Raw genomic sequence first — 25,275 nt, 5'->3', positions numbered from 1 at the left:
TGGATCCACCGATGTGATTCAGGTGTAACGGCGTGGGAAAATAGGAAATGCCCTCCTGAACTGGAAGAATCAAGCTTGCTTAGAGTCCTGATTCACCTGCCAGAAAGGCACCTCACAGGTGCAATTATTACACAACCCCACAGCGATGTCCGCATCCTTTGATGACCCCAACCTCATCTCGCTTGCTGGACTGGTTCCAACCATGCACTTAGCCGATGCTGCCAGCCTGTCCACCTTGGCCCAGGACCGGTTGAGCATCACCGGTGATAAAGGTGCCAATGCTGGTGCGAAGATCGCCTCCCTAGTCGCGGGCATGGTCGCCGGTGCTGATTCCATCGATGACATGGATGTACTCCGCCACGGAGGTATGCGCCGACTTTTCGACCGGATCTACGCCCCATCCACATTGGGGTCTTTTCTGCGGGCCTTCACTTTCGGCCACGTACGCCAACTCGATGCTGTGGCCTCCCGATTCTTGGTCAACCTGGCCAGGCAGGCACCACACCTGGTGCCACCACCACCGGCAGGCAGTGGCGGTAACGGGTATGTGTTCGTTGATGTTGATGACACCATCATTGAAGTCCACGGCCACACCAAACAAGGTGCCGGCTTTGGTTACTCCGGTATCCGTGGACTCAACGCCTTGCTGGCCACGGTCACCACCGCACAGTCCGCCCCCATCATTGTGGGCCAACGATTGCGGAAAGGATCGTGTGGTTCCCCACGAGGGGCCCACCGCCTGATCGCCGATGCGATGACCACCACCAGGCGCCTGCCCGGGATGGAGGATAAGAAAATCCTCGTCCGGGCAGATTCGGCGTATTATGGTCATCCCAGTGTCAGTGTGGCCCTAAGGTCCGGTGCGGATGTGTCCGTCACGGTGCGGATGACCCCGAACGTCAAGAAAGCGATCGTCGCGATCCCGGAAGATGCGTGGCAGACGATTCAGTACACCGATGCGATCTTCGATGAGGCATCACAATCGTGGATCTCCTTAGCCCAGGTCGCCGAAGTGCCTTTCACCGCGTTTACCTCCCGGAAGAAGGCCGACCATGTTCCCGGACGCTTGGTGGTACGCCGGATTCCTGAGCTGAATAAGAAGGATGTGTATCAGCCGGGCTTGTTTGATCTTCACCGCTTCCATGCGGTCTTCACCACCGCCGACCCAGGCGTGCTGGATACTGTTGCTGCGGATAAAACCCACCGTCAGCACGCGATCATTGAACAGGTCAACGCAGACTTGAAGGCAAGCGCGTTGGCGCATCTGCCGTCGGGGACGTTCACCGCCAACAGTGCCTGGCTCGTATGCGCGGTCATGGCGTTTAATCTCACCCGTGCCACCGGGGTTATCGCTGCAGGCGGGATGGCCAAGGCCACCACCGCGACGATCCGGCGGACACTGATGGCCGTTCCAGCCCGGGTCGCCCGCAGGTCCCGCCGACTGGTGCTCCACCTTCCCGAGGGGTGGACGTGGCAACCACAGTGGCAGAAACTGTTTGATCACGGCCATTCACCACCGTAACCGGTAGCTCCCTGACCACCCAGCCGAGCTTTCGGCGTGAGATGACAACAATTCGTGGAACAACCAGAACAAGACGTGATCTGGCGATCACCCCTACCCGAAAATTCCGGACCCGCCCGGAACCGGGATCAGGACATCACCGAGGGCACATCGGTGGATCGAGGCTTAAAGGCCTGTTCTTAGTCCTATTGGGGTATACGTCAGTTAACGACGTTTTTCACTAGGGCGTAGCAGAAATTAATTCGAGCCACTGCCCACCATAGTGTGCAAGAAAACCCAGGTTTCAAGCGCTGTTTAGCAAAGATTTATTGACGCGTCCGCCCACTATGGTGGGCAGAGAAAGCCATTTTTTGGGGGTCTTTGCTGTCGCGAGAAGCTAAAATAGCTACGGCTTAATCCGTGGTGCTCGGGTTAATCCAGTGACAAGATCACCTGCATCCACACCGAGCACTCCCGCCAAAGAGAGCAAATTTAACACGCTAATATTGCGCTCCCCGCGCTCGACAGAGCTGACGTAGGTGCGGTGCATTCCCGATAAGTGCGCAAGTTCTTCTTGAGAAATACCGAGACCTTTACGGACATCTCTAATACGGCCGCCGAGCTGAATAAGGATCTTTTTGTCTGGAGTCACTTATCCACAGTCTGGAAATGCAGACTATAGATCTACACTCTATGAGTATCATTTTGCCCATGCGGGCACACCGCCACACGTCCCCATAAGGAGAATTATCATGAGCCCATTAGACCCAACTACGAACAACCGATACATACCTCGCACACCCGGACCAGCATCAGACGTTGCCCAATCACCATCACAAGAAGCAACTCATCCCACTATCACACCCGGACAGATAGCCGAGTGGGAGCCGCCTGCCGTCGTCAAGCTCACCACGCAAATTACGGTCGAGCACCGCAAGCTCTTGCACCGCCTAGAGCGCCAAACCGGCACCAGCTTATGGAAACTGATCGGCCACGCCATTGAAGAAATGTACGGATCTAAGCACTAAAACTTTCAAATATCAGTGCTAAAAATCCCTCAGGATAGATAACTAGACCCCGGTGGGCTGACAACGCACGCCCTTCAACTTAAATAAGCTACTACATTAAACGACGCTTATAACCAGGTTTTTATAGGCAAAGACACCACATCTCCGTGGCCTTATACCGCAGATATTTTTCTAAAACACCACCACGCGTTTTTCACAACAGACTTGTATAAAAACCGTTCTTATATCCAGTGCTTCCGTCCTAGCGGAGTGCTATTTTTTTTTAAAATCTTCCTCTTTAGCCGTCGCATGATGGGCAGTTTCTCTCCCTTTTTATCTGCCACATTCCGACGTGTCTCTCTTCGTTCTTACTCTGCTCGATGTCACCACTCTTAATGCCTTTTTCAGTGTTCTCAAGCCGCGCATTCTGCGACGCTGTCCACCACTGATCTACGTTTCTTACGCAACGAAAAACCACAAACCCAAAATCCATTGGTACATTTGCAGTAAACTGGTAGCCATGCCCTCACGGGGTGGTGTCGACGGATAAAGAAAGGCCAGGTTTCACGTGCTCACGATTGCAAAAATGCACGGCGATTCCGTGGCTTACTATGAGTCCACCGTCGCTACTTTTGACGATAGAATTTCTAGTCCTGATGACTACTATTCCGAGGACGGCACTCAGCCTGCGACCGCGTGGATTCAGGCACGCACCGAAGCCCAAGCCACCACCGTGGCGACTGCGCTTGGTGTTAAAAACGGCGTACAGGTTGATGGTGCCGATGTAGGTCAGTGGTTTAATCACGCGCTTGCCCCGAGCGGGCATAAACTTGGCCGCGCACCAAAAAGCAGTGGGGTGCCTGGATTTGATTTAACGTTTTGCGCGCCCAAAAGTGTGTCCCTGATCTGGGGGCTGACTAATGACATGGATGTTCGATCAACTGTTGACCTGGCACACCACCGAGCGGTGACGACTGCGCTGTCGTATCTGTCTGAGCATGCGGGCTATACCCGTCGTGCTGATGATCATGACCGCTCTATGATGATCATTGATCGCGTCGAAGCGCTCTCGGGTGTGCGCTATGAACACCGCACCAGTCGAGCCGGTGATCCTCATCTTCACGCACACGTGTTGCTAGCTAATAAGCAACTGTGCCGCGATGGTAAGTGGCGCACCTTGGATGGTGTGGGTTTGTATCATGAGGCACGAGCGGCCGGCACCATCTATCAAGCCGTGCTGCGTGAAGAGCTCTCCCGCACGCTCGGTGTGGAGTGGGCAGACACCGTGCATGGGTGCGCGGAGATTATCGGGCTTGATGACCGTGGGCTGATTGAGGATTTTTCTACCCGTGCTCGTGAGATTGATCAGTGGGCAGCTGATAACGGTGTGGGGTCTGATGCTGCGTTTGAGCGGATGGGGCAGAAGAAAACCCGACAGGTCAAAGACCTTGATACGCCACTGTCTGAGTTGGAGCAGAACTGGAAGGCCCGCGTGGCAGAGACATCTGCGCCAAAGTTTGTTGAGGCACTTTCCCCACACAGCCATAGCCCACAACCGGTGGCACTACCCACGGTTGATGAAGTACTAGAAGCGGTGACTCGTGAGCGCTCGACGTTTACCCGTGCTGATGTTGTTGAAGCGGCCACAGAACTCCTCCCCGTTGGAGCAGTCACCGCCAAGGAAATTTATGACACGGTTGAACGTTTAGCTGATCAAGTCTGTGGCGGCCACGTCGCGTGGACGGTAACTCCGGACAAAGATCGACAGGTTGATCGTAGTGCTCGTGAAGGCTCGCAGCGTTTTACCTCCGAAGCAGTGGTGGAGGAAGTAAATCGCGGTATTGATCTAGCGACCACGGTGACCGGTCGCGGTGTGTCCTCGTCGATGATTACGCCGGTTGAGGGGCAGTTGTCTGCTGATCAGGCTGAGGCGATGCGTGCGGTGGTGTCGTCTCGTTATCTTGCCAGTGTGGTTATTGCTCCTGCTGGTGCGGGTAAAACCTCTAGTTTGAAAGCTGCCCGTACCGCGTGGGAGCAGGCAGGTAAACAGGTCATAGGTCTTGCCCCGACCGGTAAAGCCGCTGATGTCATGGTTGGTGAAGATGTCGCGCATTCTTCCTCCACCTTGGCGCGGGTACTGCGCGGAGTAGAAGACCAGGAAGTTGAGCAGGCAGTGGCCACCTTGGGGTGGACGACAGATCACGTCATCGTCGTTGATGAAGCAGGCATGGTTTCAACCCCTGAGATGGTACGTATCTTAGAGCTTGCTCAAGCCGCTGATGCGCGGGTCGTATTGGTTGGTGACCCGTATCAGTACGGTGCGGTGAAAGCCCGCGGTGGTTTGCTTGCCACCTTGGCACATGAGATGCCCGATGCGGTGGAGCTGCGTGAAGTCTTCCGCCAGCATGACGAGAAAGAACGGGTCGCATCAAAGCGGTTGCGTACTGGGGTACTGCCCGATGTGGAGCGTGCTGCTGATTTCTATGCTGGTGCTGGTCGTCTCCATGCTGGTTCGGTGACTGCGATGTTGGATGATGCGTTGGCTGGGTGGCGTGAGGATGTTGCTGCGGGCAAGGACTCGTTGTTGGTGGCATCGACCCATGATTATGTTGATGCATTAAACCGAGCGGCACAGCAGACCATGATTGCTGCTGGTGTCGTGGATGCTGCTGAGGCTATCGCAGTGTCATCAGGTCAGTATGCCCATGTTGGGGATACGATTTTGACCCGCCGCAATGACTATGAGCTGACCACCAGTAGTGGTGATGTGGTGCGTAATGGGCAGCGTTGGCAGGTGGAGACTATCGATGGTGATGGTTTCGTGCTGGCACGTCGACTCGATGACACGGCCGCAACCGTGCGGCTTCATCCTGCTTACCTGGCCGAGCATGTGCAGTTGGGTTATGCCTCTACTGGTCATGCTGCTCAAGGTGCAACGGTGGATGTGGCACGTGTGGTGGCAGGGGTTGGGCAGATTGATCGTGCTGGAGTGTATGTGCCGCTGACTCGTGGGCGGGAAGCTAATTATTTGTATATGGCTGAATCCATGCCAGGTGATAGCGAGACTGGTCATGGAGTAGTAACTGCAACGCAGCGTCGTGAATCAGCTCAGTATGCGCGTGATCTGTTGGTGCAGGCAGCAACGCGTAGTCATAGTGATCACAGTCCTCATGAGGTACATCGTCAGGCTCGTCTTGATTGGGGATTGTCTCGGTTGTCGAGCAATGTGCCAACTAGCGAGAGTCCGTTTCGGGGTACGCGTATGGCGCAGGTGGCCGATCAGCGTGCAGCGCAACGCCTAGAACGGGTGCAGGAGTTTTATGCCACGACGAATGCGACTGTGCACGCGAAGCAGGCAGCGAAAGAGGCAGCACAGCAGAGACGGAGTCGGAAGTGCACGGATACATCGGCATCGACTTCTGGTGTCGATCAGCCATTCTCGGCGGATTACTTGTCGATGAGTCCAGAAGAACTCTCTGAGGTTATGCAGAAGCAGATACACGAGTCAGCACAGCGTAAGAAAACCCCGCATGAGGAGGAAAGAGCTCGCTTGACTGCGAAGATTGAGCACTTTGAGCAGGAGGTCTCTGATTTACGTGCTCAGGTTAGTGAGCTGGAACTTGCTCGTCGTGATGCTGAACGTGAGCTTTCTCAAGCCAACGTCCGCATGAATGATCTGGACAACCGTATCTATGCTAAGGAAGTAGAGCGTGAGCAGCGCGGTTTTCTTGCTAAGGCATTTAAACCACGTGAAGGTTTAGAACAGATCGAGCAGTTAATGATCGAGCGTGATCAGCAGCAGATTTATCGTGATCAGTGCGAGCACAAGGTTGCTGACGTAAAAGCGGATCTTGATCAGGCACGCACGGCGTATCAGGCAGCGCAAGATAAGCACGTGGACGCAGTACAGGAACTGAGCTCCGTAAACCTTAATCCGCTACTGCTACATGACGGTGAGCTCAACCTCGCTGAGTCGCATCATGATGACACCGCAGCAGACGACTATGACCACACCAGTGGATGGGAGCACTCGTCTCGCAACGACAACGGTATGGATCTCTAGCTTTTAAAGGGTGCTGTTGCAAAGTTGGGGCAGCGCCGAAATATCTCCGACAGTATTGGTTGAAGGTCTCAAAAGGATGCCGCAAGAATAACTCCCCTACTCTTTTCCCGCCTTTACCATGGTGTTTACTAGATCGTCACTACAGCAAGGGACACTGGCCTAGACGTCTAGATATCAGACATCTAGACGTCTTGACATTAGACACCTAGACGTCTAGACATATAGGTGCATGAGAAAGGGCTGTAATGATCATTGGCATTATCAATTCTAAAGGTGGCGTCGGAAAAACAACGACGACCATCAACTTAGCGACAGTTTTCGCCAATCAAGGCAAAGATGTTGCCGTCCTGGATCTAGACCCACAGGGCAGCGCAAGCGATTGGGCAGACCGAGCTGCAGATGCCGGAACGCCACTGCCATTCTTGGTAGAAGCAACTAACATTAAGCGGCTTCCCCGAGTGGCGGGAATCCATGAATTCACCATCATTGATACGCCGCCTGGAGATCCAGCGATCATGGACGCAACCATCGCTGTGTCTGATTTCGTGATTGTTCCAGTCCAGTCTTCGCCTATTGAGCTGGTGCGTGTTGGTGAGACCCTGCCATCGCTTACTAACACGCCTCACGGCGTTCTTATTACCTCTGCGAGATTCGGCACTCGTCAACTAGAAGAAACAGTAGAGGGATTGGAAGAACAAGGTATTTCCACCTTTGATACAAAAATTCCCATCAGGGAAGGCATTAGATCGGCCTTTGGTACGGTGCCGACCAAATTTGAAGGGTACGACTTTTTAGCACAAGAAATTATGGAGGCGATGTCCTAATGGCCATTAAAAAAGCATCTGATTTTCTTTCGACACAAAAGACCTCAGATTCTCGGTCTATGAAAGAAGCGTTTGTGCGTGGTGAAACAAAGGCATTTACGCTGCGTATGGACTCTGATCTGCATTACCGGCTCAAGCTTCGTGCACTAGAGGAAGGCCGCACAATGACCGATATTCTGGATGAATTAGCGCGTGGATACCTAGACGGAAAGAAGTCTTAATACCTAGACGTCTGATACCTAGACGGAAAGAAGTCTTAATACCTAGACGTCTGATACCTAGATGTCTGATACCTAGATGTCAAGACGTCAGGAATCTAGGTAGAAGGATGCCTGGACATCCCTTCTTAATGGTGTATTCGTTGCTTAAAACGGATGTCACGCGGGACTGATGAAGATGAGGTAGCGGCTTGTACAAAAGTACAAGCCGCTACCTCATCTTCATTTTTAGATCATTCTCTGAATAACTTTTCGATTTTTCCGCGTGGGAGGGATAAAAACTAGTTCAGGGTGTTTTAAGCTGGGAAAAACAACTACACAAAAAAGAACACCCTACGAGGGTCCAATCTCGTAAGGTGTTCGCTTATCGCCCAGTCACAACCTGGGGGAAAGCTTGGTTATGAGTCTACCCAATGACTATGCGGCTGGCACAACCAGACACGCTGAAGTCCCTTCATTTACAGGTGATCTCGATGACACGCCTGCCGGCTACACCGACCGCGATGCACTTTTAAGCCATCTAGGTCGCCAAGTCTTGCATGGCAGTCGTGGCCGTGATTTCGCAAGTGCCTATATCACTACGAAAGATGGCACTCGTGCCCCGCGGATGTACCGGGTGGACTCAGACGCTCTAGAAAAATGCGAGTACGTTCAGCTCACCAATAAGCAATATGCCTCTGTCCTGGTTGTTGATATTGACCTTCCAGGCACTGCAGGTGGGCATCCGGTTAACCTCAACGATGAGGTGAAAGAAAAATTCTCTCAGCTGATCAGTCGTCACCTTGGACCTGCTTGGGTAGGAATCAATCCTGTTAATGGCAAATGTCAGGCCCTCTGGCTTATTGACCCGATCTATGCCGATGTCGGTGGTCAATCGCCTCACATGGCTTTATTAGCAGCAGCGACGCATACTCTGGGACAATGGTTAGGTCATGATAGCCATTTCGCTCATAGATTTAGTCGGTCACCGTTTTATACCGGTGATTCTCCCACTGCATATCGGTGGTATCGCCAAAATCATGCGGTGCGTCGTGTGGGCGATCTCCTTAAGGACTTGCGGACGATGACTGGCCAAGAGCAGTACTCCAAGCCACGGCAGCAGTTTTCTAGCGGCCGTGAGCTGATTAATGCAGTGAAGTCCCGTCGTGAGGAAGCCCAGCGTTTTAAAGCCCTATCCGAGGGCGTTGAAGCAGAACTCGCTGGCGAGTTGGATCAGTACGATCCTGAGCTCACCCAGGGCGTTCGCGTGTTGTGGATTCGGGCGGGTCGGGCGGCACGCGATGAGACTGCCTTTCGTCATGCTCTAAAAACGGGTTATCGTCTGCGTCAGTCTGGCCAGCGGCTAACGGATGCGGCGATCATTGATGCCTACGAGCGTGCTTATGGGGTCGCCCAGGAAGTTGGTGCTGATGGCCGCAAGGCTGAGCTGCCACCGATGAGGGACCGCCAAACGATGGCTAGGCGTGTTCGTGGGTATGTCACTACTTCTAAAAGTGAGGTGCATGGTGGCTCCTCAGTTTCAGGTCAGGTGACGAGCTCTGAGCGTAAGGCTTTGGCCACGATGGGGCGTCGAGGCGGGAAGAAAGCCGCAGAACGCTGGAAAGACCCAAACAGCGACTACGCCACTGAACTGCGGACGAAACTCCAAGGAGCGAATGAACGCCGAGCACTGACAGGTCGAGTAACCGCCCGACAGATTGCAAACTTCTTTGATGACACATTCATTCAAACAGGAGAATACCCAAGCATTCCACAAGCTATGAATGAATTAGGAGTGTCACGGCCGACTATTAGTAGAGCGCTAAAAACTGCTGGGATTCAGCTTCCTCGTGGACGGAAGAAAAAATAGTAAGAAATGTATCAGGCCATAAGCAATATACGGTTCCCCTGCCGATAGGCAGTAAGTATCTTTTGTTTTCTTTTAACCCTGCCCTGGATTTAGATGCACTTTATGGGATGAGACGATTTACGCGATCTACTCAATAAAGAGCGGGTTCATCTTCTGGCTGTGAGCGAGTGATGATGATATCGGTGCTGTTGCAAAGTTGGGGCAGTAGGAAGATCGACGTGAAATAATCACAGCCATGGGTATCTTCTCCGGTCGTCATTTCCCCCGTGACATCATTCTGTGGGCGGTCCGGTGGTACTGCCGCTACGGGGTGAGCTACCGCAATCTGGAGGAAATGATGACTTCAGCGGGGGTGCCGGTCGATCACACCACGATTCTCACCGCTGGGTCCAGAAATACGCCCCTGAGCTGGACAAGCAAACACGGTGGTACCGGCAGGTACCTGACTGGCAGGCTAAGTTCCTGGCGGGTGGATGAGACCTATATCCGGGTCGGGGGCAGGTGGTGCTACCTCTACCGTGCGATCACCGCCGGTGGGCATACCCTGGACTTTTACCTCTACCGTGCGATCACCGCCGGTGGGCATACCCTGGACTTTTACCTCTCTCCGAAGCGCAACGTAGCGGCAGCGAAGCGTTTCCTGGCCAAGGCCCTCAGATCCAATGCGTCAGCCGGGTATCCCAGAGTGATCAACACCGATAAAGCACCCTCCCTGGCCAGGGCAATCGCCGAGTTGAAGTCAGAGGGAATCTGCCCGCCAACAGTGGAACACCGGCAGGTGAAATACCTCAATAACGTCATTGAAGGAGATCATGGTCGGCTGAAGCGGATCCTCGGGCCGAAAGGCGCGTTTAAGAACTTAGACATCTGCATATCGGACGCTGAAGGGGATGGAAGCGATGCACTCATTGCGGAAAGGTCAGGGGACGATGTTTGACCTCACGGGCAACCGAACCCGGACGCGGTGATCGTCAGCCGGGTCTTCGAGACGGCCTGAGAACGCCCACACGCAGCGGCCATCAGGGAATGAGAAACTGAGTTTTGGCGGCTCTCCCCCCAACTTTGCAACAGCACCTTCCGCACCATCATGGCCTACGCCCTACGAATCGACGGGCCACAGGACGATCCTCATTAGGTATAGCGGGCAGGGATACGGCGCGAACAAAAACCTGATCTAATAAAAGGATTACGCTTACGAAACTGCCCACTCGAGTGCTGGCAGAGTTAGGTGTCCATCTTCTTGGTTACTCTTCTACGGCGATGACGGTGTCATAGAGACCGTAGTGCCTCAGTCCCTTATGAGATGCAATGCCGGTGTAGGACAAAGAAGAATCCTCATAGCGACGAAAGGCAAAGACTGCCTGGTTCATGTGGGTAGCATTAAAAACTCCCAGCTCCACCAGTAAGTGGAAATCTGCGACGCTCAGGCCGGTGACAGCCTTGAACAGGTCGGGCTCTAGCTTCGTAATGACGTCTTGGAGGGTGTGTTCTCGGAAATCCGTGAGGTACATAAACGCCGGAATGCGGGTCGCAAACTTGATGAGCTTCTCCTGAATCTGCTTCCGTTTGGACTTGTACTCTTTCTCCTCGGTGCTGAGCTCCTTCTTTTCCTTGACAGTAAGGCTTTCACCCTTTTCTTTCTTAGTCGCTTTGACCGACTCGCTCTTGTTGATCACTGTCTCGAATACCGCCGATCCCAGAGCCCGAAAACCCTCGATGTTCATTACGGCATCCATCGCTTCCTGGCTGCCCATGATGCGGCGTAAAGTGTCGTTATCAACGTTGACGAGGATTGCTGACTCCCATTTTCGAGCCAGCAAGGTGGCCGATGTGCCCGCCATGGCAATGTCAAGAATTCCGCCGGCGTTGACCTGGGTCATGTTCGACCCGTCGTAAGCGAGCACGGGAAGAAACTTCACCAGCTCTTCGACGGCATGTTCAGGATTCTGAGCTTCCGGTGAGAGACCCACTCCATAGTCCGAGATTTGGCGTAATGCACGGGTGGGGGCGAAGTCGAAGACGAAGCAAGCCGGCTTGATGACTTCCTCCTCATTCGGATTGTCGCCGTTGGGATTTTTGATTGACCAGGGCGACTGCACCCGGAAGGCTGCCTGGAAGTAAGTCTCCGGGGAGTTGAGGTTGCGCAGCATGAGGATCGATGACCACTGCTTAACCGTGACCCCGGTGGTTAGCTTGCCACACGAGAGGGTGATGCTTTTGGTGTCGTGGCCCTCCCGGATGGCTGCACGTACCGGGGGTAAGGCCTCCAGGCCGATCCCGGCGTGAGATCCAGCGACACTGAGTACCTGGTAGTCATGCCAGAAAATGTTTTGCCGCTCGGCCAGTAGATTCGCCATGGCCTCGCAGGATGCGACAGTGGGGAGGAACCAGAACGAATGCTGGAGATAGGGCAGTAGCCGGGAGTCGGAATAGGGGAAAGGCGGCCGGGTGCCCATCCGCATCGCGTCAACTTGTGTGGGCATGTAGGCGCCGCGGATGATGTCGAGCCATTTCTGCACATCGGTCTTGCGCTTGAATGTGGCGTCCTTGCCGGTACCAGTGGCTTCGAAGAAAGCGTTGAGGTCAAACTCATCGAACTCACCCTGATTGGCGACCGCGATCAGCTCGTCGGGCATCTGATAAGTGAAAAGCCGCATCTCCGGCAGCGCGCCGTAGGGGTTCCACTTACCCGGATGGGTGGTGGCATAGTCAGCCTTGGCTCGTTGCTCATCGGTGTAGGTCCAGTTGAAGATCTGCTCTTCGATGAACTCACCGGTAGACAACGCCTTGAACGGGGTGCCCGACAGATACAGGTAGGAGCGGGTGGTGATGGGCAGGAAGTCGTTCTCGCTGTTGCCTAGTTCATCGAGTTCCTCTTCGAAGGCGGCCAGATCTTCGTGGTACTCGGCAGCGATCTCTTTTTTGGCGACTTTTTCGTCTTCGCCCTCGAAGAGTTCCTTGGCAGATTCCCTCCAAGCTCCGAAGTGGTATTCATCGAAGATCACAAGGTCCCAGTTGGTGGTGTGGACCCACTCATTCTTGGGTTTGATCATCCCGGTTTTTTTGTTCCGGCCGAGCAGATCCTGGAACGACCCGAAATAGACCAGAGGGCGTGATCGATCTGCCGCATCCGGGTCTCCTCCAGTAGAGGAGGAGATGTACTGCCAACCTTCGAAGTCGGAGTGGGACTCCAAGTCGGTCTGCCAAGCGTCTTCGACCGCGGGTTTGAACGTGACAACGAGGATTCGACTAGCGTTCATGCGTTTTGCGAGTTGGTAGGAGGCGAATGTTTTGCCGAAGCGCATTTTCGCGTTCCACAAAAAGCGCGGCACCGTCTGCGGGTCTTCGGCCCAGATCGACTCGTAGTACTGGCGGGTTTTCTCCACAGCCTGCGCCTGTTCAGGTCGCATGGTGAAAGTTTCATGATGGGTGCCGGTGAGCTTCGTGCCCGTGTGCAGCTCTGTGATGGCGGTGCGCACGTCATCAGGTGTGCACCGCATCCATTCCCGAGCTGATCCGAAGATCGGGTTCTCGAAACCCTTAGCGATGAGTCGCTGGCGCACGTCTGAGTCGCGGAATAGGGTCCCATCATCGCGCTCAGCGGGCTCATCAATGTGAAGTGTGTAGGTCTGCTGCATCTGCCCCTGTGACTCACGGATGCGCTCATTGACGTCACTTTTCGTGGTCTGGCCGATCTTGATCAGCCCGACGTAATCAACGGGCGGATCATTGGGAGTCCACGCGTAGATACGCAGGCGAGCACTGGGTTTAGCGGGGAGAAGTTCATCGATTTCCTTACTCATCGCCGTCATCCCCACTCGTGCTCCCGCGACTGTCGCCGTGTTCGGCGACCTGGGACTCGATGAATGCGATTTCATCATCAGCCAGTCCGTAAGGGGTCGTTTGCGGGAGAGGGCGAAATCCTACGCTAAGGCTTTGGCCAACGATATTCTCCGGTAAGATTGATGTGTTCCCAGGGGATAGGAGAAGTCGCTTGATATCTAGTATGACGTCTGTCGCACCTGCTTGATCGCGGCCGCGATAGCTAGATCGCGTTGCTCCTCTTCTCCATCCGCGTTCCAAGCTGCGGAAAGGCACCCATAAGCGTACGCCTGGTCGAGCAGGCGACGCGGATCGACGTCCAGCGCACGAGAGAATGCGTCCGCCATCTGTGCAATGCGTCTAGGATCGAGACAAAGGTCGTCTCTGTCAGCCGGATCGTAGAACATATTGGCGGCGCCAAAGCCCACTTCACCGACCAGACCGACGGGATCTATCACCAGCCAGCCGCGACTGGAGAACATGATGTTTTCATGATGCAGATCGCCATGTAGCCCACGCAGTTCCGAGGCATTGCTCATCATTTGATCGGCTATAATCGCCGCGTGGACGTAGTCAGTTTGACAACCTGCGTTTTGATCATCGCGCGCCCGCTGAAACAAAGCTGCAAAGCGATCCCGGATCGGGAGAAGGGCAGAAGGCAGGGGTTCCTCAGATGCGGCATACAGCTTCGCCATTAGTTCCGCTGCAATTTCGGTCGCCTGGTAGTCGCCGTGCTCGGCAACGATGTGAGAGAGCATTCGCTCCCCGGCATATTCGAGCAACATCAGATTGTTCTCACGACCGAGCAACCGGACTGCTCCCCTCCCATTGCGCCATACCAGATAGTCGGCCCCGCGCAGTTCATCAGCAATGTCTTCTATAGGTTTCAATCCCTTGACGATTGCAGGAGTCCCGTCTGGCAATGAAACTTTCCAAACGAGGCTGGAAAAGGTGTCCGCAATGAGAACAGGTTGCGAAACGTGCCAATGAGCAGGAAAAACAGGCGGCATGAACATCAACCCCAAGTCAGAGGGTCCAATCGCAGATAGAAGGCAAGGCGTTCGCGGTCGGGGGCTTCGATCCCCAATACATTGAATAGGACAGCGAAGGCGCGCTCTGCTTCATCTGGCGCTGCCCAGTTCTCTTCGGCGTTAGCAATCATGAGTGCCAAATCGGCATAGCGATCTGCTGTTCCGAGCCGCCCAAGGTCGATCAGACCCGTGCATTGAAGAGTTTTAGGGTCCACCATGAAGTTCGGCATGCAGGGATCACCATGGCAAACAACCATATCGGTGCGCTCTTGGTCGAGCCGCACCGGTAGCTCTCGTTCGACACGAGCCAAAAGATCGAGCTGCGGCGTACTCTTGTCCTCGTCCGGTAAGAAGTCGGGATTGACGGCATTGCGGGACACCACATCAACGGCGCGTCCGAACATTCGCGACAGCCTGCGCTCAAACGGACATTGATCAACCGATAGGCTGTGAACAGCGCCAAGTTGCTGCCCCATTGACGGCCACGCTTTGAGCAAATCCGCTCCAGACAGATCAGCCGCCGGTACTCCCGGAATTGCCGTTATCACCAAGCATGCACCCTCCTGTTCCTCCTGCCAGTTGATCACCTCGGGGCAAGCCACACCTCGACCTTTGAGCCAAATGAGGCGGTCACGCTCTCCAGCGAGCTCACCGCGGCGGGAAGCAGGTGCGATTTTCGCGAAGGCATGCCCGTCACCACGTCGAAAAACAAAATCACCAGATTCTCCGCCTCTGACAGGCAACCAGTCAGAATGCGATTCACCAAAAAAAATATTAGTTCGATTCAATGGAGGTTCCTTCAGTTTTCTGATGAAGCGCGGAGGTGGCTCAACCTGCGAAAAGAAACGAGTTGCTATGGACTTGCACCGGTTGTGTTCCGGTCTATCTCTCATTTTAAGCGGCTTTTTTCTCAAATGCCACCGGCGATTTCCAGCCGAGTGTTGAATGTCTTCGGCGTGGATTATAAAAGCCATTTATATATTCGAAGATTGCAATCTCAATATCTCGCCTTGTTTGCCAGTGTCTGCGCCAAATCAACTCAGCCTTTAATGATTTAAAGAAGCTTTCTACTGCGGAGTTATCAAAACAATTGCCTTTCCCGCTCATGGACGGCAGCAATTGATGTTTGAGCAGTAGCTTTTGATATTCATGAGCGCAATATTGGCTCCCACGGTCTGTGTGTTGAATACAACCCGGTGGTGGTTTGCGTAAAGCCAACGCCATATTCAGTGCCCTTAATGCAAGATCCTGCTTTAATCGATCACCTGTTGCCCAGCCAATCACGCGACGGGAATACAGGTCAAGGATAACAGCAAGATAGACCCATCCTTCTCTGGTCCAAACATAAGTGATATCGCCTGCCCATTTCTGGTTGGGTGCGCTTGCGCTAAAGTCTTGTTTTAATAGGTTCGGTGCAATGTTGAAGGTATGATGACTATCCGTTGTCCGTTTGAATTTACGCGTTCGAACAACTGTAATGTTATTCTGGCGCATCAAACGTCCAACCCGACGCTGCCCAACCTGCAGGCCCAGCGCTTTCAACTCTTCTGTCATACGCGGCCTACCATAGCTCCCCAAACACAACCGATGCTGCTCACGTATATGCGCTAGAAGTATAAGATCACGACGCTGGCGCAGTGATGGAGGACGGCGTTTCCATGCACGTAAACCACGATCTGTTACGCCCATCAAACGACATATGCGTGAACGTGAGAGAGAGCCACGGTAATCCGTAATAAACTGAAATCTCACAGCTTTTGTACTGCGAAAAATATTGCTGCCTTTTTTAATATCTCCCTCTCCTCCCGAAGGATACGGTTCTCTTTGCGTAAACGTTCATTCTCACGCAGAAGATCAGTGTCTTGGGTAGGAATTTTAGTTTCATCGGAAATTGATGCGATCCATTTCCCAAGCGTGGAAAGCCCAATACTTAAATCTGACGCAACTTGACGGCGTGTTAAGCCACTAGTGAGTGCTATGCGAACTGCATCACGCTTAAATTCATCACTATGCTTTAATGACATATATGGTCTCCTTGATAACAAATAATGCTCTCAAAAAGACCGGAACGAAACCGAGGCAAGTCCACTACGTAAGTCCGAGAACATGCTTTCCATGGTCTCTGAGCTCGCCTTTGGGACCGACATATCGGTAGAGAGTGACGCGCTCGATGCCGAGTTCCTTGCAGAGATCGGAAACTGAAGTATCGCGCTGGGCCATGGCGGCTTGCGCGAGACGCACCTGAGCTTTGGTGAGCGCGAATTTTCGTCCGCCCTTGCGACCGCGCGCTCTCGCGGAGGCGAGACCCGCCATGGTGCGCTCTCGGATCAGATCCCGCTCGAACTCGGCCAAGGTGGCGAAGATTCCGAACACCATGCGACCGGACGCAGTCGTGGTGTCGATCTGAGCGCCCTTTCCAGTCAGAACCCGCAGGCCGATCTTGCGGTCTGACAGCTCCTTCACCGTGTTGACCAGATGGGCAAGCGATCGTCCGAGGCGATCGAGCTTCCAGACCACCAGCACATCGCCGTCACGCAATGACTTGAGGCAGGCAGTCAAGCCAGGGCGATCATCACGACCGCCGGAAGCAAGATCATCATAGATATTGTCCCGTTCGACACCTGCGGCGCGCAAGGCGTCGTGCTGCAGGTCGAGAGACTGCGAGCCATCGGCTTTGGAGACGCGGGCATATCCGATCAGCATGTATCACAAACGTTGGTTTGAGGCGGCGCTTCGGCCACGATTGCATTGACCTCTGGAAATGTATCTCAACCAGCTTCATAAACAAAGCGTCTTGAACGCTATCAGATTTTGAAAAAGGAACATGTATGCCGCGTCGCGTCACTCTAACCGATCGGCAGAAAGACGCGCTGTTGCGCTTGCCGACTTCACAGACGGATTTGCTCAAGCACTATACGCTGAGTGATGAAGACCTTGGGCATATCAGGCTGCGTCGGCGCGCTCACAACAGGTTCGGCTTCGCCCTGCAATTGTGTGTCCTGCGCTATCCCGGCCGGGTGCTGGCTCCAGGCGAACTGATCCCTGCAGAGGTCATCGAATTTATCGGAGCGCAGCTTGGCCTGGGTGCCGACGATCTCGTAGACTATGCTGCCCGCGAGGAAACACGGCACGAGCATCTTGCCGAGTTACGGGGGCTCTACGGCTTCCGCACCTTCTCCGGACGTGGTGCGAGCGAGCTGAAGGAATGGTTGTTCCGAGAAGCCGAGATGGCGGTGTCGAACGAGGATATCGCCCGTCGCTTCGTAGCCGAGTGCCGACGCACCCGCACTGTCCTTCCCGCGACATCCACGATCGAGCGGCTTTGTGCCGCGGCTCTCGTCGATGCCGAGCGACGCATCGAGACGAGGATCGCCAGTCGGCTGCCTATGTCGATCCGAGAACAGTTGCTGGCATTGCTCGAGGAGACGGCTGATGATCGGGTGACCCGTTTTGTGTGGCTGCGCCAGTTCGAGCCTGGCTCGAACTCTTCGTCGGCCAACCGGCTGCTCGACCGGCTCGAATATCTGCAACGCATCGATCTCCCCGAGGATCTGCTTGCCGGCGTTCCTGCCCATCGGGTGACTCGTCTGCGCAGGCAGGGTGAACGGTATTATGCCGACGGCATGCGCGATCTCCCGGAGGACAGGCGGCTTGCGATCTTGGCTGTTTGCGTCTCGGAATGGCAGGCGATGTTGGCCGACGCAGTGGTCGAAACCCACGACCGGATCGTCGGCCGTCTCTACCGTGCTTCGGAGCGTATTTGCCATGCAAAGGTCGCAGACGAAGCGGGGGTGGTGCGTGACACCCTGAAATCCTTCGCCGAGATCGGGGGCGCCCTGGTCGATGCACAGGATGATGGCCAGCCGCTGGGCGATGTCATCGCGAGTGGGTCAGGGTGGGACGGCTTAAAAACCCTTGTTGCAATGGCAACCAGGCTGACCGCCACCATGGCCGACGATCCGCTCAATCATGTGCTCGACGGTTATCACCGCTTCCGCCGATACGCTCCACGCATGTTGCGCCTGCTCGATCTGCGAGCTGCGCCCGTTGCACTGCCGCTTCTGGAAGCGGTGACGGCCCTTCGTACCGGTTTGAACGATGCCGCGATGACCAGCTTCTTGCGGCCCAGCTCGAAATGGCATCGCCACCTTCGGGCCCAGAGGGCTGGCGACGCTCGCCTATGGGAGATCGCGGTGCTGTTCCATCTGCGCGATGCGTTCCGCTCCGGAGATGTCTGGCTTACTAGGTCCCGGCGCTATGGCGATCTGAAACACGCACTCGTTCCGGCACAATCCATCGCGGAAGGCGGTCGTCTCGCTGTGCCATTGCGGCCGGAGGAATGGCTGGCAGACCGGCAAGCTCGCCTCGACATGCGGTTGCGCGAGCTTGGCCGTGCCGCTCGCGCAGGCACGATCCCGGGCGGGTCGATTGAAAACGGCGTTCTGCATATCGAGAAACTCGAAGCCGCCGCGCCGACAGGCGCCGAAGATCTGGTGCTCGATCTCTACAAGCAGATCCCGCCCACGCGCATCACCGATCTCCTGCTGGAGGTGGATGCGGCGACCGGCTTCACCGAAGCGTTCACCCATCTGCGCACAGGAGCACCCTGCGCTGACCGGATCGGGCTAATGAACGTTATCTTGGCGGAAGGGATCAACCTCGGCTTGCGCAAAATGGCGGATGCGACAAACACCCACACCTTCTGGGAATTGATCCGCATTGGACGGTGGCATGTCGAGGGCGAAGCCTATGACCGGGCGCTGGCCATGGTGGTCGAGGCACAGGCAGCGTTACCCATGGCCCGGTTCTGGGGCATGGGCACGTCGGCTTCGAGCGACGGACAGTTCTTCGTCGCTACAGAGCAAGGTGAGGCCATGAACCTGGTCAACGCGAAATATGGCAATACCCCGGGCCTGAAAGCCTATAGCCACGTCTCCGACCAATATGCGCCGTTCGCAACCCAGGTGATTCCTGCAACGGCAAGCGAAGCGCCTTACATCCTCGATGGCCTGCTGATGAACGATGCTGGACGCCATATCCGCGAGCAGTTCACCGACACGGGCGGCTTCACCGATCACGTCTTTGCCGCATGTGCCATTCTCGGCTACCGGTTCGCTCCGCGCATCCGCGACCTGCCATCCAAACGGCTCTACGCGTTCAATCCGTCGGCCGCCCCGGCGCACCTGCGAGCGTTGATCGGCGGAAAGGTCAACCAAGCCATGATCGAGCGCAATTGGCCCGACATCCTGCGCATCGCCGCCACCATTGCTGCCGGGACCGTCGCGCCAAGCCAGATTCTGCGGAAACTCGCCTCCTATCCGCGGCAGAACGAGCTCGCGACAGCCCTGCGGGAAGTCGGTCGCGTCGAGCGCACCCTGTTCATGATCGACTGGATTCTGGATGCCGAACTCCAACGGCGTGCCCAGATCGGGCTCAACAAAGGCGAAGCTCATCATGCGCTGAAGCGGGCAATCAGCTTCCACCGCCGCGGTGAAATCCGCGACCGTTCCGCCGAAGGCCAGCATTACCGCATCGCCGGCATGAATCTGCTCGCCGCCATCATCATCTTCTGGAACACCATGAAGCTCGGCGAGGTCGTTGCAAACCAGAAACGCGATGGAAAGCTGCTATCGCCCGATCTCTTGGCCCATGTTTCGCCGCTCGGATGGGAACACATCAATCTCACCGGAGAATATCGCTGGCCAAAGCCTTAGCGTAGGATTCCGCCCCCTCCCGCAAACGACCCCCGTAACGTTCATAGAGCAGAGCGTCTGTCCAGTCACGGTCCAGCGGGACGTCGGGGACGAAAGTGTATACGTGCCGTGGCGCATCCTGCGTGGACTTGCGCAGTGACACGAGGAACCGGACGAAGCGGGTCCGCAGGTACATGGCATACCGGTTGGCCTCCTGCTCGGTCGCGAACCTGCCGGCGACTAGATATGTCTCGGTGCAGGCAGTTCCAGGCCCAGCAAGGATCGGTTTCGACAAAAATTTAGTCTCGACCGCAGCACTGGTGCCCTGCACTCGCGTCATGAGCACCTTCCAGTCATCAACCCACGCATCGTTGGCGAGAAGCTCAGATCGGTCGATCCAATCGATCCTCTGATTTGCGAAGAGTTTGACAGGATCGACTATCCGGGCCGGCGAAGTCTTGCCCTTAAAGTTCGTGGGGAGTCCGAACGGCTTACGACTGGATACTCGGCCGTCGAGTGTTGCTTCCTGCTTCGATCGGACTTTTTCGAGGATGGGAACGGCCTCGTTGCGTCGGACGAGGACGTCGTAGGCGTCGAGGTAACGGGCAACGGGTTCGCCGACGGGTTCGCCATCCCACATCGTCTGCATAGTGCAGGGACCGTTGTAGTCGCGGTCCCACAGAAAATAGGAGACGCCACCCCTGATCTTGACTCCAGGGAAAGCCTCATACAGCTTCGGATAATCGACGATGTTGCGCATACGGTGGTCAGAGAGCATCTTCTTGCGGTACTCATCGAGGCCCTTGCCACCGGCGAACCAGCGGGACGGCGTCACAAAGACGGCGAAGCGAGGGTCGAGGCTCAGCGCCTTCTCGACAAACATCTGATAGATCGGTGCCGCCGAGGAGCCGTGCCCGCCATCGCTGAGCTGATAGGGCGGGTTTCCGATAATGACGTCGAAATGCATATTTTCTCCGAACAGCTCGGTAATCCGAGTCTTGATGTCGTCGGTGTGGATGAAGGCATAGGCGTGAGTTTCGAGCTCATCGCCTCGTCCGTAGTCGTCTTCGTTGGCACTGCAGTACCGGCACTTGCGGCGGGTGTAGACAACGGTCTTGGCCCCAGTGCGTGGATTGGAGTGAATCTCTCGGGTGCCGCCTGCCCATGTGTGTTCGGTGCGCTCGAACCAGATGTTGCCGTCCTCAGTGGTGAATGACTGTGCGATGGAATGTGGTCCATTGGCGTACTTGGAGCAGTAGACGCTGCGGCGGGCCAGGAGAGCGGTGAGCTGGGTGATACCGATGCCGTAGACCTGCCGGGTGAGGATGTGGTCGACCCGCTCAGTGAGGTCAGGGATAGCAAGAGCAAGACCGTCCGTGAGGCGACGGGTGATCTCGCGTAAGAAAACGCCGGACTTGGTGAACGGATCTAGGAAACTAACGTTCGGGTTCGCCCAGATATCCGCACCCTCGTGGGTGTCAGCCCATGCCGCTGCAAGGAGATCGAGCATCGCGTTAGCCATCTCGGGCGGGGTGAAGACCTCATCGTTGGAAAGGTTGGCGATGCAGGTGAGGACGTCTGGGTTGTGGCCCCGCAAAGTGAAAGAGGCTTGACTCACTTGCTAAGCACCTGCTTAGCGATCTCTTGAGCAGTCATCGTGGGGTAGGTCCTGCTCGGGGCAAAAAGATCGTGTGCAAGGTCCTGGAACAACGAGCCTTCTGCTTCCCATGTGGTGCGCGCAGTGAGATTGTTGTACTGGAAGTCGCGGCGCTGGAACTTTCCTTTACCGAGGTACCCCCATTCGGCGAACGTGATTGGGAGACCGTTCGGCTCAGTCATGGTTAAGCCATCACCTTGGATGATGTTCGCAGCCAAAACCACGCGGGCTGCTTTTGCCCACTCGTCGTTCTCGTCGATGTCAAGGAAAGTGTTGAACAGCTCAGCAAGGTTGCTGCGGCATTCCTGGGTATTGTCAGCCAAAAGTTCGATGCCATAGGTACACATCAGAGCAAATAAGGCGAAGTTGCGTTTCTCAAAGTCGCTCTTGCCATGGCGGTCCTGGACGGTGGAGAACTTGCGGGCAAGGACGGGAACGAGGAAGTTTCCTGATCCGCAGGCTGGTTCCAAAACGCGTGAGTCGATGCGCTGTGACTCGTTCTGGAGGAGGTTGAGCATGTCCTCGACCATCCATGACGGGGTAAATACCTCGCCGTGGTCGGCGACACGCTGCTTGGATTTGACTAGGCGCTCCATCTCGTGCAGGTTCATCGCTGCTCCTTTACTTCGAAGTTTTAGCTATCAGAGTACGGTGACCGGCCAAGACCTTAGCGACGCAGGGTCCAGAAGAACTGCGAATATGTATTGTTCGGGTACACCCTATTGAGACACTTCCAATCACACTATTTCCGATGTCTCACTAAGCCCTAATCTACTTTTTGATACACTTGTATCAAGAAGTTATTAACCCTATTGAGACAGTAGGACGACATGACACGCTACGGCACCCTCCTTGGACTACATGGCAAGCCTAAAGATCGGGTCATCATCGTGCGCAGGGGCTCTAAGACCACTCGTGTGAAATTCCCTCATAAAGATAGACCCGGATTCAACCTCGAAGAAGTGAAAGTCGATGCTTCGACCGTGCTCGATGATGGGGGAGAGCTGTGGGAAAAATATCAACGCATGCCTAACACTGCGACCTGGAGATCCTTTGGTGGCGAGCCACAAGGTCACCTTCATGTGCAGCGTGTCTATAAAAACGTGATCAAGGCCAGCATCTACGAAGGCAATGGGCAGTGGAGTCGTATTGATGATTTCCACCCAGAGCAGGTTCTTTTTGATGCAGGTGAAGCGTGGCCAAAATCTAAGACTGATCAACTCCTCAACGACACTGATGTAGTGCCGGCATCAGAGGAAACTACTACACCGACTCCAAAAACCACCGACTTGGGTCAGCGTGTGGGCTATGTGCGAGTCTCTAGTGCGGATCAAAATCTCGCTCGCCAGCGCGAAGCGATCGGTGCAGTCGACCGAGAGTTTGTCGATGAGCTTTCTGCCAGAGCGCGTGCGCAGCGTCCTGGGCTAGAGGAATGTATTGCCTATTTACGTAACCATGACGAATTAGTCGTGGCCTCGATTGACCGTTTGGCCAGGTCATTAGTGGATCTGAGAACGATTATTGATCAGATCACCGCAAAAGGCGCATCCGTGCGCTTTATTAAAGAAGGGCTGGTGTTTTCTGCTACTGATCAGGATCCACGAGCCACTCTTATGCTCGGAATCTTAGGGTCATTTGCGGAATTTGAACGCTCAATTATTCGTGAACGGCAAGCAGAGGGGATTGCGTTAGCGAAAAAGGCTGGTAAGTATTCTGGCCGCAAGAAAGCACTCTCACCCGCACAGGTAAAACAGGCTCGCGATCGGATCGATGCAGGAGAATCGAAAACTGCTGTTGCACAAGACCTTGGAGTGGGTAGAGCAACGTTGTATCGGTATCTTATGTCCGACAACAAAAGATAAGACGACAATTCAGTATGTAACCAGTCCAGAGCTTCCATTGCTTCTGTCTGGTGCTGTTGCAAACTCCTGGCTGAGAGCCGTGACGGTTCAGTCTTTCATCCTCTGAGGCTCGCAGCGTGCCGGCGTTCTCAGGCAGCCTCGAAAACTCGGCTGACGATCACGGCATCCGGGTTCGGGTGCCCGTAGGCAAACATCGTGCCCTGGCCTTTCCGTAATGAGTGCATCGCCTCCATCCCCTTCAACGTGCGGTACGCCGAGGTTCGGTTCTTGAACGCTCCTTTCGGGCCCAGGATTCGTTTCAACCGGCCATGGTCCCCTTCGATGACGTTATTGAGGTATTTCACCTGCCGGTGTTCCACGGTCTGCGGGCAGATTCCCTCTGACTTCAACTCGGCGATTGCCCTGGCCAGGGAGGGTGCTTTATCGGTATTGATCACCCGCGGGGACCCGGTTATCGTGTTTGACCTCAGGGTCTTGGCCAGGAAACGCTTCGCTGCGGCGACGTTACGCTTTGGGGAGAGGTAAAAATCCAGGGTGTGCCCGCCCGCGGTGATGGCCCGATAGAGGTAGCACCACTTTCCGCCGACCCGGATATAGGTCTCATCCACCCGCCAGGACCGGGCCTGCCAGTCAGGAACTTGCCGATACCACCGAGTCTGTTTGTCCAGTTCAGGTGCGTATTTCTGGACCCAGCGGTAGATGGTGCTGTGATCGACCGGCACGCCACGTTCGGTCATCATTTCTTCCAGATCGCGGTAGCTCACGCCGTAGCGGCAGTACCACCGCACGGCCCACAGGATGATTTCTCGAGGGAAATGACGACCGGAGAAGATGCCCATGGCCCTGATTATTTCACGCCGGTCTTCCTAATGCCCCAACTTTGCAACAGCACCCTGAGGATGCTAATTTCAAGAAGGGCTGTGTGAATACCGCGAAGGCCTACTATAAGGCAGTCCAATTAAAGAACCCGAATTAGAAATATGCGTGATTATACGATTTTCGTAATCAGACTACTATTACTATATTTAATAGTATTTATCGCTTTTTGGATTTGGTCTCCGATAACTTCTGAATCGTACCTTGAAGCTGTGGTGATGGCCTTCGCGGTGTCTTTGATTACCGCGTTGGTGACAAGTGCAGTTACGTACCTAGCTTCGCTAAAAGTGATAGCATTCGTCGGCTTTCTTGGTTTCGTCAGTTTAATAGTTGGTGTCTATTTCTGGATTACTGTTCCAGACGGGATTTTGGACGTCTTCTTTGTGCTTTTTGGCAGCGGTATCTTTCTATCCGAAGTGTTAATTAGCCTGAAGCGCTACTCGCGCTCGTCAAGTTTTTGAGACAGCTTGATTGACTTTTCTTCTTACGCTGCTGCTAGTGTCCTGCGCCGTTAATTCGTTTTAAGTATCGGGCGATAGAGGAAAGGATCTCCTCCGCGGTTTTGGTCCAGATAAACGGCTTAGGATCCTCGTTCCATGCTTTCACCCAGTTGCGTAAATCTTTCTCCAGGGCCTGGACACTCCGATGATCAGAACGCTGGAGTAACTCCCGGGTCACCTCAGCGAACAACCGTTCAACCTGGTTGATCCAGGACGAATACGTCGGGGTGAAGTGCATGTGAAACCGTGGATGCTTGACCAACCAGGTATTGATGGTCGGGTGTTTATGCGTGGCGTAGTTGTCACAAATAACATGAACATCAAGGTCCTGGGGAACAGTCTTGTCGATCTTGACCAGGAACTTCTTAAACC

17 protein-coding genes and 2 pseudogenes are annotated in these 25,275 nt (G+C 54.8%); 9 read left to right on the top strand and 10 right to left on the bottom strand.

Annotated elements, in window-relative coordinates; all coding sequences use genetic code 11:
- The first annotated feature begins 118 nt into the window (after positions 1-118).
- Positions 119-1,522, top strand: a complete 1,404-nt coding sequence (locus ccrud_RS14780) for an IS1380-like element IS1677 family transposase (RefSeq protein ID WP_010991835.1) — start codon at positions 119-121, stop codon at positions 1,520-1,522.
- A 385-nt stretch (positions 1,523-1,907) separates the two neighbouring features.
- Here the strand turns inward: ccrud_RS14780 and ccrud_RS14775 are convergent, their stop codons facing one another.
- A complete protein-coding gene (locus ccrud_RS14775) occupies positions 1,908-2,153 on the bottom strand; it encodes a helix-turn-helix domain-containing protein (protein WP_011091138.1) in 246 nt (81 codons plus the stop codon).
- Positions 2,154-2,253: 100 nt separating this feature from the next.
- Between ccrud_RS14775 and ccrud_RS14770 the strand changes: the two genes are divergently transcribed.
- From ccrud_RS14770 to ccrud_RS14740, 6 genes and pseudogenes are all read left to right on the top strand, one after another.
- Positions 2,254-2,529 carry a hypothetical protein gene (locus ccrud_RS14770; protein WP_066570535.1) on the top strand — a complete coding sequence of 92 codons (276 nt, stop codon included), beginning with the start codon at positions 2,254-2,256 and terminating at the stop codon, positions 2,527-2,529.
- A 547-nt stretch (positions 2,530-3,076) separates the two neighbouring features.
- Positions 3,077-6,571 carry a MobF family relaxase gene (mobF, locus tag ccrud_RS14760; RefSeq protein WP_066570514.1) on the top strand — a complete coding sequence of 1,165 codons (3,495 nt, stop codon included), beginning with the start codon at positions 3,077-3,079 and terminating at the stop codon, positions 6,569-6,571.
- A 245-nt stretch (positions 6,572-6,816) separates the two neighbouring features.
- Positions 6,817-7,395: a ParA family protein gene (locus ccrud_RS14755; RefSeq protein WP_010889961.1), complete on the top strand. Its 579-nt coding sequence runs from the start codon at positions 6,817-6,819 to the stop codon at positions 7,393-7,395.
- Positions 7,395-7,616, top strand: coding sequence for a ribbon-helix-helix protein (locus tag ccrud_RS14750; protein WP_010889974.1), 222 nt, complete (start codon positions 7,395-7,397; stop codon positions 7,614-7,616). The genes ccrud_RS14755 and ccrud_RS14750 overlap by 1 nt, the downstream gene beginning before the upstream one ends.
- 397 nt (positions 7,617-8,013) lie before the next feature.
- Positions 8,014-9,462 (top strand): replication initiation protein, encoded by a 1,449-nt coding sequence (locus ccrud_RS14745; RefSeq protein ID WP_010889960.1) that lies wholly within the window; start codon positions 8,014-8,016, stop codon positions 9,460-9,462.
- 235 nt (positions 9,463-9,697) lie between these two features.
- Positions 9,698-10,459 (top strand): annotated as a pseudogene (locus ccrud_RS14740) (IS6 family transposase).
- 247 nt (positions 10,460-10,706) lie between these two features.
- Here ccrud_RS14740 and ccrud_RS14735 read toward each other — a convergent pair.
- From ccrud_RS14735 to ccrud_RS14710, 5 genes are all read right to left on the bottom strand, one after another.
- A complete protein-coding gene (locus tag ccrud_RS14735; protein ID WP_066570511.1) occupies positions 10,707-13,265 on the bottom strand; it encodes a DEAD/DEAH box helicase family protein in 2,559 nt (852 codons plus the stop codon).
- Between the two features lie 198 nt (positions 13,266-13,463).
- Positions 13,464-14,300, bottom strand: a complete 837-nt coding sequence (locus ccrud_RS14730) for an aminoglycoside O-phosphotransferase APH(6)-Id (RefSeq protein ID WP_000480968.1) — start codon at positions 14,298-14,300, stop codon at positions 13,464-13,466.
- The gene (gene aph(3'')-Ib / locus ccrud_RS14725) at positions 14,300-15,103 is read right to left on the bottom strand and encodes an aminoglycoside O-phosphotransferase APH(3'')-Ib (RefSeq protein WP_001082319.1); all 804 of its coding nucleotides are present in this window, start codon (positions 15,101-15,103) and stop codon (positions 14,300-14,302) included. Before aph(3'')-Ib ends, ccrud_RS14730 begins: the two co-directional genes overlap by 1 nt.
- A 106-nt stretch (positions 15,104-15,209) precedes the next feature.
- Positions 15,210-16,339, bottom strand: a protein-coding gene (locus ccrud_RS14720) for an IS3-like element IS1133 family transposase (protein WP_085959879.1) whose coding sequence is annotated in 2 segments (ribosomal slippage) — positions 15,210-16,093 and positions 16,093-16,339 — 1,131 coding nt in all. Because the reading frame shifts where the segments join, the coding sequence is not laid out codon by codon here.
- A gap of 64 nt (positions 16,340-16,403) precedes the next feature.
- A complete protein-coding gene (locus ccrud_RS14710; RefSeq protein ID WP_000904906.1) occupies positions 16,404-17,018 on the bottom strand; it encodes a recombinase family protein in 615 nt (204 codons plus the stop codon).
- A 125-nt stretch (positions 17,019-17,143) separates the two neighbouring features.
- Between ccrud_RS14710 and ccrud_RS14705 the strand changes: the two genes are divergently transcribed.
- Positions 17,144-20,029, top strand: a complete 2,886-nt coding sequence (locus tag ccrud_RS14705) for a Tn3 family transposase (RefSeq protein ID WP_001138082.1) — start codon at positions 17,144-17,146, stop codon at positions 20,027-20,029.
- Here the strand turns inward: ccrud_RS14705 and ccrud_RS14700 are convergent.
- Entirely contained in the window at positions 19,998-21,530 is a 1,533-nt protein-coding gene (locus tag ccrud_RS14700) for an Eco57I restriction-modification methylase domain-containing protein (RefSeq protein WP_245670424.1), read from the bottom strand. The two genes, ccrud_RS14705 and ccrud_RS14700, sit on opposite strands and share 32 nt — an antisense overlap.
- 92 nt (positions 21,531-21,622) lie before the next feature.
- Positions 21,623-22,276 carry an N-6 DNA methylase gene (locus ccrud_RS14695; RefSeq protein ID WP_099092720.1) on the bottom strand — a complete coding sequence of 218 codons (654 nt, stop codon included), beginning with the start codon at positions 22,274-22,276 and terminating at the stop codon, positions 21,623-21,625.
- A 219-nt stretch (positions 22,277-22,495) separates the two neighbouring features.
- On the opposite strand from ccrud_RS14695, the gene ccrud_RS15280 reads away from it, so the two are divergent.
- Positions 22,496-23,527: a recombinase family protein gene (locus ccrud_RS15280; protein WP_010991831.1), complete on the top strand. Its 1,032-nt coding sequence runs from the start codon at positions 22,496-22,498 to the stop codon at positions 23,525-23,527.
- Positions 23,528-23,655: 128 nt separating this feature from the next.
- Here the strand turns inward: ccrud_RS15280 and ccrud_RS14685 are convergent, their stop codons facing one another.
- Both ccrud_RS14685 and ccrud_RS14675 read right to left on the bottom strand, forming a co-directional pair.
- Complete coding sequence (locus ccrud_RS14685; RefSeq protein WP_010991832.1) at positions 23,656-24,366, bottom strand: IS6-like element ISCef5 family transposase; 711 nt, start codon at positions 24,364-24,366, stop codon at positions 23,656-23,658.
- A 532-nt stretch (positions 24,367-24,898) separates the two neighbouring features.
- Positions 24,899-25,273, bottom strand: a pseudogene (locus ccrud_RS14675) (IS630 family transposase); the annotation flags it as partial.
- Positions 25,274-25,275 lie beyond the last annotated feature (2 nt).

This window comes from Corynebacterium crudilactis (assembly GCF_001643015.1).
Taxonomy (GTDB): Bacteria; Actinomycetota; Actinomycetes; order Mycobacteriales; family Mycobacteriaceae; genus Corynebacterium; species Corynebacterium crudilactis.
Note: the sequence above shows the minus strand (reverse complement) of the source record. Positions and strands in the feature narration are given on the sequence as shown.